This window comes from Cupriavidus sp. 2KB_3, from assembly GCF_052115685.1.
GTDB classification, from domain to species: Bacteria; Pseudomonadota; Gammaproteobacteria; order Burkholderiales; family Burkholderiaceae; genus Cupriavidus; species Cupriavidus campinensis.
Window position 1 is genome coordinate 142,106 of the sequence record NZ_JBFRHD010000018.1, and the last position, 8,836, is coordinate 150,941.

7 protein-coding genes and 1 pseudogene are annotated in these 8,836 nt (G+C 67.3%); 3 read left to right on the top strand and 5 right to left on the bottom strand.

Annotated features, from left to right (window positions below; genetic code table 11):
• The first annotated feature begins 55 nt into the window (after nucleotides 1–55).
• On the top strand, nucleotides 56–973 hold the full coding sequence (locus tag AB4120_RS19850; protein ID WP_149138499.1) for a LysR family transcriptional regulator: 918 nt from the start codon (nucleotides 56–58) through the stop codon (nucleotides 971–973).
• Between the two features lie 19 nt (nucleotides 974–992).
• Here the strand turns inward: AB4120_RS19850 and AB4120_RS19855 are convergent, their stop codons facing one another.
• From AB4120_RS19855 to AB4120_RS19875, 5 genes are all read right to left on the bottom strand, one after another.
• Complete coding sequence (locus AB4120_RS19855) at nucleotides 993–2,384, bottom strand: nucleobase:cation symporter-2 family protein (protein ID WP_149138498.1); 1,392 nt, start codon at nucleotides 2,382–2,384, stop codon at nucleotides 993–995.
• A gap of 249 nt (nucleotides 2,385–2,633) precedes the next feature.
• Nucleotides 2,634–4,064, bottom strand: a complete 1,431-nt coding sequence (locus tag AB4120_RS19860; RefSeq protein ID WP_149138497.1) for a UbiD family decarboxylase — start codon at nucleotides 4,062–4,064, stop codon at nucleotides 2,634–2,636.
• A 124-nt stretch (nucleotides 4,065–4,188) separates the two neighbouring features.
• Nucleotides 4,189–5,103 (bottom strand): amidohydrolase family protein, encoded by a 915-nt coding sequence (locus AB4120_RS19865; protein ID WP_092293969.1) that lies wholly within the window; start codon nucleotides 5,101–5,103, stop codon nucleotides 4,189–4,191.
• A 20-nt stretch (nucleotides 5,104–5,123) separates the two neighbouring features.
• The gene (locus AB4120_RS19870; protein ID WP_092293967.1) at nucleotides 5,124–6,026 is read right to left on the bottom strand and encodes an amidohydrolase family protein; all 903 of its coding nucleotides are present in this window, start codon (nucleotides 6,024–6,026) and stop codon (nucleotides 5,124–5,126) included.
• Nucleotides 6,027–6,388: 362 nt separating this feature from the next.
• Nucleotides 6,389–7,297 (bottom strand): LysR substrate-binding domain-containing protein, encoded by a 909-nt coding sequence (locus AB4120_RS19875; RefSeq protein WP_149138496.1) that lies wholly within the window; start codon nucleotides 7,295–7,297, stop codon nucleotides 6,389–6,391.
• A gap of 167 nt (nucleotides 7,298–7,464) precedes the next feature.
• On the opposite strand from AB4120_RS19875, the gene AB4120_RS19880 reads away from it, so the two are divergent.
• The gene (locus tag AB4120_RS19880) at nucleotides 7,465–8,487 is read left to right on the top strand and encodes a DUF1338 domain-containing protein (protein WP_149138495.1); all 1,023 of its coding nucleotides are present in this window, start codon (nucleotides 7,465–7,467) and stop codon (nucleotides 8,485–8,487) included.
• A gap of 218 nt (nucleotides 8,488–8,705) precedes the next feature.
• Nucleotides 8,706–8,836: pseudogene (locus AB4120_RS19885) on the top strand (hydrolase); the annotation flags it as partial.

Below are 8,836 nucleotides of genomic sequence, written 5' to 3' on the forward strand. Positions count from 1 at the left end.
GTTACGCTCTGAATCGACCACCACACCACGCTTCAACAGAAAGCACGGGGGAGACATGGCCAACCTCAGCAACATGAACGTTTCGCTGCGGCAACTGCGCGCCTTTATCGCCGTTGCCGAGGAACTGCATTTCACGCGCGCGGCGGAGAAGCTGAACCTGTCGCAGTCGTCAGTCAGCGCGCTGATCCACGAGCTGGAAGGCAACCTCGGCCTCAAGCTGTTCGACCGCCACACGCGGCTCATGCAGATCACGCAGGCCGGTGCCGAGCTGCTGCCGATGGTCAAGAAGGCCGTGGCCGACATCGACAGCGTGCTGGAGAACTCCAACGAACTGCGCTCGCTGGGCCGGGGGCGGGTGTCGATCGCGGCGTCGTCGATCCAGGCGGCGCTGATGCTGCCGCGCTTCATCCGCGAGTTCTGCGTCGGGCACCCGGGCGTTAAGGTGGAGCTGCACGATGTGTCCGAGCACGAGGTGCCGCGCATGGTCAGCTCGGGCGAGGTGGATTTCGGCATCGGCACGATTCCGGAAGGCCAGCCGGACCTGACCGCGCACCGGCTCTCGTCGGATGCCTTCGTGATCGTGATGCCGCCGCATCACCCGCTGGCGCGGCGCCGGGAACTGACCTGGGAGGACGTGGCGAAGCTGCCCGTGATCGGCCCGCACCGGGGCAACCCGATCCGCGATTGCCTCGATGCGGCACTGGCGGCGCGCGGCATCACGCTGTCACGCGTGCACGAGGTCTTCCTGCCGCTGACGATGGTCGGCATGGTCGATGCGGGGCTGGGCATTGCCGTGATGAGCACGGCGGTGACCCGCCTGACCTCGGCGCTGGGCCTGGTCACGGTGGCGCCGCGCGACCCGGCGATCCACCGCGATATCTCGCTGCTGGTCCACGCCGACCGCTCGCTTTCGCCGCCCGCCCAGTCCTTCCGCGACCTGCTGATGAAGCACAGGAAGGAACTGGGCGAGTAAGTCCGGGCAGGCTCCGGTGTCAGGCGATTTTCTTCGCCAGCATCTCCGGCGCCCCGGCCTCCGCCCGGGCGTTGAACAGCAGGTTCAGCAGCACCGCGCAGAGCGTGCCGAGCAGGATGCCGTTCTGGCAGAACTTGGCGACGAGTTCCGGCAGCTGCACGAAGAACCTGTCCGCCACCAGCGGAATCATCCCCATGGCGATGCTGACCGCCACGATATAGGCGTTCTTCTTGTTCTCGACGAAATCCACATGGCCGAGGATGCGCACGCCGGTGGCCGCCACCATGCCGAACATCACCAGCGCCGCCCCGCCCAGCACGTACTGCGGGATGGACGCCGCGAAGAACGCCAGCTTGGGCAGGCAGCCCAGCACGATCAGCATGCCGCCCGCCGTGGCGCACACCCATCGGCTGCGCACGCCGGTCACCTGCACCAGCCCCACGTTCTGGGCGTAGGAGGTGTAGGTGAAGGTGTTGAACACCGCCCCCACCAGCGCGCCCACGCCATCGGCGCGCAGCCCGCGCGCCAGGTCATCCGGCGTGACGGGCCGCTCCACGATCTCCCCGAGCGCCAGGAACTGCCCCACGCCCTCGATCATGATCACCGCCATCACCACGCACAGCGTGACCGAGGTCATGGCGTCGAAGGTCGGCCAGCCGAAATGGAACGGCGTGATCAGCTCCACCCAGTGCGCCGTGTGTACGCCCGCGAAGCTGACCTTGCCCATCGACAGCGCGATGACAAAGCCCACCGTGATGCCGATCAGCACCGCGATATTGCACAGGAAGCCCTTGAAGAAGGCGATCATGACCAGCACGGTCAGCAGCACCGCCGCCGCGATGCCCAGGTTGGCGGGCAGGCCATAGGCCGGGTTCGGCACCGGGCCGGTCGGACTGGCAATCGTCGGGTTGCCGCCCGCCGCCCAGTTGATGCCCACCCGCATCAGCGAGATGCCGATGATGAGCACCACGGTGCCGGTGACCACGGGCGGGAACCAGCGGATCAGCCGGCTCACGTAGGGCGCCGCCACGTAGGTGAACACGCCGGCCACCATCACCGCGCCGAACACGGCGGGCAGGCCGAGCGCGGGGTTCGATCCGGTGGCGATGATCGGCGCGATGGCGGTGAAGGTGACGCCCATCATCACCGGCAGGCGGATGCCGATCTTCCAGATGCCGACGCTCTGGATCATCGTCACCAGCCCGCAGCAGAACAGGTCGGCGGCGATCAGGAAGGCAATCTGGTCCTTGGGCAGCTTCAGCGCGCCGCCGATGATCAGCGGCACGGCAATGGCGCCCGCGTACATCACGAGCACGTGTTGCAGCCCGAGCGCGGCCAGGCGCAGCGGGGGCAGGACTTCATCGACCGGATGCACGGGCGGTTTCCCGTGGGGGGCGTGGTGGGGGGTCATGCTGTCTCCTTGGTCTTCCAGGCCGGTCGCCGCATGATTGGCGGGAAGGGAGTCGCTGTAGCCGCCCCCCGTGGTCTGTTGCCACGTCTTCCGCCACCTGCGTTGTCGTTGTCAGGGCAGCATGCCAGCCACCGGTCAGTGGGTAAACAGGCGCCACGGATGAATCGATCGGCAAAGCCGATCAATCTGCCCCTACGGCGCGCTATCTAGGGGCTGGTGGGTGCTGGTTGGGCTTGTTAAGGCGGCGGGTCAGTGTTTTCCCGTATCGAGCCGCGCCAGCAGTGCCGTGGCACGGGCCATGGCGGCGGGGTCGATGCGGGCACGGATGCCGTCGAAGGCCGGGCCGCGCGTGGCGTCCAGCCCCATGCGCGAGGTGGTGCCCACGCCGGACGCCGAGGGGTCGAGCGCGCTGCCGGGCAGGCCGTCCACCACCACCACGTCCAGATGCGGCTGCAGGTGGGTGGCGATGGCCCACAGCACCTCCTCGTCGCGCGTGATGTCCACATCCTCGTCCACGGCCACCACGGTCTTCAGGTAGGGGTCCCAGCCGAGCAGGCCGAGCATGACCTGCCGCGCCTCCCCGGGGCGCGACTGGCGCAGCGCCACGTAGGCGTGGAAGTGCGTGCCGGAACTCGGATAGTGCACTGCCGTGACGCCGGGAAAGCGCTCGCGCAGCTTTTCCACCATCTCCGACTCGCGCGGAATGCGCCCGAGGTTCAGGTGCTCGGCCGAATTGCCGCCGACCACATCGACCAGCCACGCATCGCGGCGGCGCATCACCGTCTCCACGCGCAGCAGGTTGTTGGTGGAGCGATCGGACGAATAGCCGGTGAACTCGCCGAACGGCCCTTCCTCCACGCGCGCCGCCGGGTCGATCACCCCTTCCAGCACGATCTCGGCATGCGCCGGCACGGCGATGCCGTAGTGCGGCGTGCGCACCACCTCGAGCGGCGCGCCGAACAGCCCGCCGGCCACGTGGCGCTCGTCCACGCCGTACGGCAGGCGTGCCGCGCCGGCCAGCATGAACAGCGGATGGGCGCCGATCACCATCGCCACCGGCAGTGGCTTGCCGGCCTCCGTGGCGCGCTGGAGCATGCGCCACAGGTGCCCGCGCGAATGCAGGCTGGTGGCGATCTCGGTGGGCGAGTGCAGCATCGACCGGTGATAGCTGGCGTTGCCGATGCCGGTCTCGGGGTCTTCGGCAATCAGGATCGCATTGGTGATGTACGGACCCCGGTCCGTGGCGAAGTGGCGGATCGCGGGAATCGTCGACAGATCGACCTGCTCCTGCACGATGTCCGTCACCGCGCCGCTCGCCAGCACGCGCGGCGGCTGCATGCGGCGGCTGCGCGCCTGGTACTCGGCATGGATGCCGGCCGGCGAAACCCCGCCGAGCATGCGCCCCACGCGCTCGCGCGAGGCGAACAGGTTGGTGACCAGCGGCGTGGCCAGGCCCGCCACGTTCTCGAACACGATGGCCGGATGGCGGTTCTGCGCGGCCAGCGTCCAGACCAGCGCGGTCGGGTCCTGGTCGGCGGCCACGGGCTCGCGCACGGTCAGGACGTCGTCGGGATACGCCGCGCGGTACGCGGCCAGAAAGGTGTGGAAGTCCTGCGAGGTGTCATCGAACCCCGCCGGCGGCGAGGCCGATGGCGTGGATGATGTCGGTGAGGCAGTCATGGCATGGCTCCGCTTGGGTACAGGCTGGTACAACCATCGGGAGTCCGTTGCCGCGCGCGGGTGGGGCCGGGGAGGGCGGCCCGCGCGTGACCAGACGGATGTCAGGCTTGAGCGATGAGCGAGATCAGCGCGTGCTGGCGTAGGTGTCCTTGAGCCGCGCCTGCGCTTCCTCCTGGGTCTTGGGCGGTGCGGTCGGCTCGATACCGACCAGCCGGGCGATGTTGTTGCCCATGTAGCCCTCCAGGCCGTCCTCGTCCAGGTCCATGCCCTGCGGGGCGGGCCCGCACAGCATTTCCAGCTCGCGCAGCCACATGCCGGGCTCGTTGGGCGGCGTATCCGTGCCGAACACGATCTTGTTGCGCGGCAGCTGCCGGGCGAACTCGACGATGCGCGACTGGAAGCACCAGCCAGACTCGCAATACACGTTAGGCGTGTCCATTGCCATCCAGAACGCCTCGAACGAGTAGTTGCCGCCGGTCTGGATGCCGAAGTGCCCGATGATGAAATTCACCATCGGGAACTCGCGGATCACCGGGTAGAACATGGTCGGGATCGTGTAGGGGCCGTCGCCGGTATGGATCAGCACCACGATGTTGTACTTCGCGCAGACCTTCATCGCCGGGCGCAGCCAGTCCAGCGCACGGTCAGGCCGGTAGCCGTGCATGTTGGCGTGCAGCTTGAGCATCTTGAAGCCGTACTCCTTGATGTGGAACTCCAGCTCCTGCGCGCCTTCCTCCGGGCCCCAGCGCGGGTTGAAGGTGAAATTGCCGATGAAGCGGTCCGGGTACTTCTGGCACAGGCTGGCCACGTAGGCCATGTAATCGCGGATGCCTTCGCGGCCGCGGCGGTTGCCGTCGCGGTAGCCGGTGTTGCCGGGCGGCGGCTGGATAAAGCCCATGTCGATGCGGCGCGGCTTGCCGTTGATCATGTAGGGGCCGTCCATCATCTTGAGCAGGCGCTCGCCGGTGAAGGGCTCGCCGGTATGGCGCCAGGCTTCGTCGACGAGGTTGGTCGGGTGCAGGTGGGTATCGATAATCATGTGTGGCTCCGGGTGCGGAATCAGGCGGCCAGGCGGGCGCGGGCTTCTTCCAGCGTGCGCGGCACGGGCGTGGGCTCCAGTCCGATCATGCGGGCGACGTTGTTGCCGAGGTAGTCCTCGAGCGTGTCTTCGTCGAGGTTCAGCCCCTGCGGCGGCTCGAAGCAGAGCACCTCCAGCAGGCGCAGCCACATGCCGGGCTCGTTGGGCGGGGTGTCGGAGCCGAACAGGATCTTGTGCTTGGGCAGCACCTTGGCGAACTCGACGATGCGCGACTGCAGGCACCAGCCGGACTCGCAATACACGTTCGGCATGTCCATGGCCATCTGGAACGGCTCGAAGCAGTACACCCCACCGGTCTGCACGCCAAAGTGGGCCATGATGAAGTTCACGGTCGGGAACTCCTTCATCATCGGCACCCACTCGGTGGGAATGCTGTACGGGCCGTCGCCGGTGTGGAGCTTGACCAGCACGCCCAGCTCCGCGCACTTCTGCAGCGCCGGGCGCAGCCAGTCCAGCGCGCGGTCGGGCCGGTAGGCGTGCATGTTGGCCTGGAACTGCACCATCTTGAAGCCGAGCCGCTTCACGTAGTGCTCCATCGCATTCACGCCGTTCTCCACGCCGCAGCGCGGGTTATAGACGTAGCAGCCAATGAAGCGCTCCGGGTATTTCTCCACCATCTCGCGCGTGTAGCCCATGTACATGTCGATGGACTCCGCGCCGCTGCGCTCGCCGTCGGTGTACGTGTAGATGGTGTTGCCCTGAGGCGGCTGGATGAAGGCCTTGTCGATGCGGCGCGGCTTGCCGTTGATGGTGAACGGACCGTCCATCATGCGGATCAGGCGTTCGCCCGTGAACGGGTCGCCGTCATGCCGCCAGGCCAGGTCGACCAGGTTCGTCGGATAGCAACTGGTGTCGATGATCATTGAGATCCCCTAACGATGACTCAGGTGGAAGACGTGCATGCCGGCGTTCGGGGACGCTGGTCATGCCGCTTGCGGGAGTCGTGTCAGGGGGCGGGTGCGGCTGGATGCATGGCGCCACTGACGAACGACTCCGTCAGTGAGCAATCTCCAGTTGAACGGGGCGGCGTTGCGCCGCTGGTGTCCAATCGACCGCTTATACCCACGCGTTCGTTATACAGGATAGCCGGCGCCGCGGCGGCATTGATCTGGAACGCAGATCCATATATCGGCGGGGCCGATGAAGCCTATGCGGAACAATGCGTTCGGGCGCCGGGAACGCTTTCTTTGGATGGGGCCGGCCAGCCGTAGCCGGGTCCGGCGGTTCAGGGCTCGCGCGCCGCGTCCGGAGAGAGGCCCAGTACCCAGTCGCGGAAGGCGTCCAGCGCGGGCGCGTGGGGGCCGTCTTCCGGATAGGCGAAGTAGTAGCCCTGGCTCACGTCGAGCACCCGTTCCACCGGAATCACCAGCTGGCCGGTTTCCAGCTCGCGCTCGATCAGCAGGCGCGGCGCCAGGCCGACACCCAGCCCGGCCGCCGCCGCGGCCGTCATCATCGTAAACAGCTCATAGCGTGGCCCGCGCGCCGCCGCCACGCTGTAGTCCCAGCCCTGCACCGCATACCAGTCGCGCCACGCCTGCGGGCGCGTGCTCAGGTGCAGGTGGCGGCACTGGGCGAAGCCCTCGGCATCGGCCAGTGCGTGCGCCGCCCGGAAGGCCGGGCTGCACACCGGCACCATGCCGCCTTCCCGGAAGATCACCCGGCCGCGCGTGCCGGGCCAGAACTGGTCGCCGAAGTAGATCGCCGCGTCGTAGGCGCAATCCTGGAACGAAAAGGGCTGCGAGCGCGCGCTCAGGTTGACCGTGATCTCGGGGTGCAGCCGGGCAAAGTCCGGCAGGCGGGGAATCAGCCATTGGGTGGCGAAGGTCGGCACCACGGCCAGTTCCAGCGTGTAGCCCTGGGTGCGGCCGGCGCTGATCTCCTGGGTGTCCCGTTCGATATGGTCCAGATGGCGCCGCACGCGCGCCGCGTACTCCCGGCCTGTTTCGGTCAGCTCCAGCCGGCGCCGTACCCGGGTGAACAGCGCCACGCCGAGCCGCTGCTCCAGCAGCGCCACCTGCCGGCCGACGGCACTCTGGGTGAGCGCGAGTTCGTCGGCGGCACGGGTGAAGCTGCCCAGCCGGGCGGCGGCCTCGAACGCGAGCAGCGCGTTCAGGTTGGGGATGTCCTTTCTCATGGCGGGCGGGGGCGACAGCAGGTTGGGGCGACTTGGGGGCGGCAGGGGGAGAGTATAGCGAGACGGACATCGTGCGCGCGGCGCACAACGTTGTGAGCATTCGTCGCTTGTGACACCTCCGGCGGTGCCGCTATGCTGCGGCGCAACCCTACCGTGACTACGTTCCCATGAATCCGAATATCGCCAAGCTGCTCAACGCCAACCTGGGCGCCGCCCGTGCCGCCCATCTGCTGACCCTGGTCACCATGCCCGAAGGGCTGCCGGCCGATATCGAAGGCCGTGCCACGCGTGCCGAGATCGCCCAGGCGCTCAATGTCGTGCTGTTCGGCGACATCCTGGACCGCGTGCCCACCGGCCGCGCCTACACCGACGACGTGGCCCGCGCCGGCGGCAAGGTCACCTTCGACCATGGCGCACTGCGCACGGTGAAGTGGGCGAGCGGCGCGCTGCCCGAAGGCGAGGCCGCCTTCACGCGCATCCTGCGCCCGCTCGGCTACGTGCTGAACGGTACCTACCCGCTCGACCGCATCGGCATGACCGGCCGCTCGTACGCACATGCCGACGCCCCCGAGCAGATCGCGCAGTTCTTCCTGAGCGAGTTCCACCCGGAGCGCGAGCGCTACAGCGACGCCTTTCGCGCCGCCGTGACCCGTGTGACCGAAGCGTCCGCCGACCCGCTGACCCCGCGCGCCCAGACATTGCTGTGGCAACTGGAACGCGACGGCCTGCTGGCCGTGGCGGATGGCGCCGAACTGGTCGGCCTGCTGGCGCGTTGCTTTGCCCGCCAGCACCCGGTGCCGCGTCTGGAAGACTACGAGACGCTGCTCAAGGAATCGGCCGAAATGGCGTGGATCTCCACCGAAGGCAACGCTTTCAACCACGCCACGGACCGCGTGGCCGACGTCTTCGCCCTGGCCGATGCCCAGAAGGCGCTGGGCCGGCCGATGAAGGACAAGGTCGAGGTCTCCGGCAGCGGCCGCGTCAAGCAAACCGCCTTCCGCGCCGACCCCGTGACGCGCGAGTTCGTGGGCGCCAACGGCGAGACCGTCACGCGCCAGGTGCCGGGGTCGTTCTACGAGTTCATCACGCGGGATAGCTTCGAGGACGAAGCCGCGGCCCGTCGCCGTGTGGATCTCGGGTTTGACGCCGGGAACGCGCAGGGCATCTTCAAGATGACGGCGGCAGCCTAGGGGGCTCTAGGTGGAGGCGACGGCAGGAAGGCGCCGCAAGGCGCCGGTTTCGATAATTCAATAAATTTGAATAACTATGACAGCGATAGCCCGCTTCCGGTGGCGGGTTGATCGCTATAGTTCAGCACATGGACAGCGCAGCAACGCCAAGAAGCGAACAGCGTGCTGACCAAGAAAACCTCAAACTTATTGAATATCTTTTTACCGGAGAAACCACCATGTCGAACGCCAACAACGCCAAGCTGCAAGTCCTGACCCCGCGCAACAGCCAGCTGATCATCATCGACCACCAGCCGCAGATGGCCTTCGGTGTGCAGTCGATGGACCGCCAGACCATGAAGAACAACGT

Excerpts from the sequence above, each read along its gene's own strand:
- AB4120_RS19880 (WP_149138495.1), top strand. The coding sequence starts at position 7,465 with ATGAATCCGAATATCGCCAAGCTGCTCAACGCCAACCTGGGCGCCGCC.
- AB4120_RS19850 (WP_149138499.1), top strand. The coding sequence starts at position 56 with ATGGCCAACCTCAGCAACATGAACGTTTCGCTGCGGCAACTGCGCGCC.
- AB4120_RS19870 (WP_092293967.1), bottom strand. The coding sequence starts at position 6,026 with ATGATCATCGACACCAGTTGCTATCCGACGAACCTGGTCGACCTGGCC.
- AB4120_RS19875 (WP_149138496.1), bottom strand. The coding sequence starts at position 7,297 with ATGAGAAAGGACATCCCCAACCTGAACGCGCTGCTCGCGTTCGAGGCC.
- AB4120_RS19860 (WP_149138497.1), bottom strand. The coding sequence starts at position 4,064 with ATGACTGCCTCACCGACATCATCCACGCCATCGGCCTCGCCGCCGGCG.
- AB4120_RS19855 (WP_149138498.1), bottom strand. The coding sequence starts at position 2,384 with ATGACCCCCCACCACGCCCCCCACGGGAAACCGCCCGTGCATCCGGTC.
- AB4120_RS19865 (WP_092293969.1), bottom strand. The coding sequence starts at position 5,103 with ATGATTATCGATACCCACCTGCACCCGACCAACCTCGTCGACGAAGCC.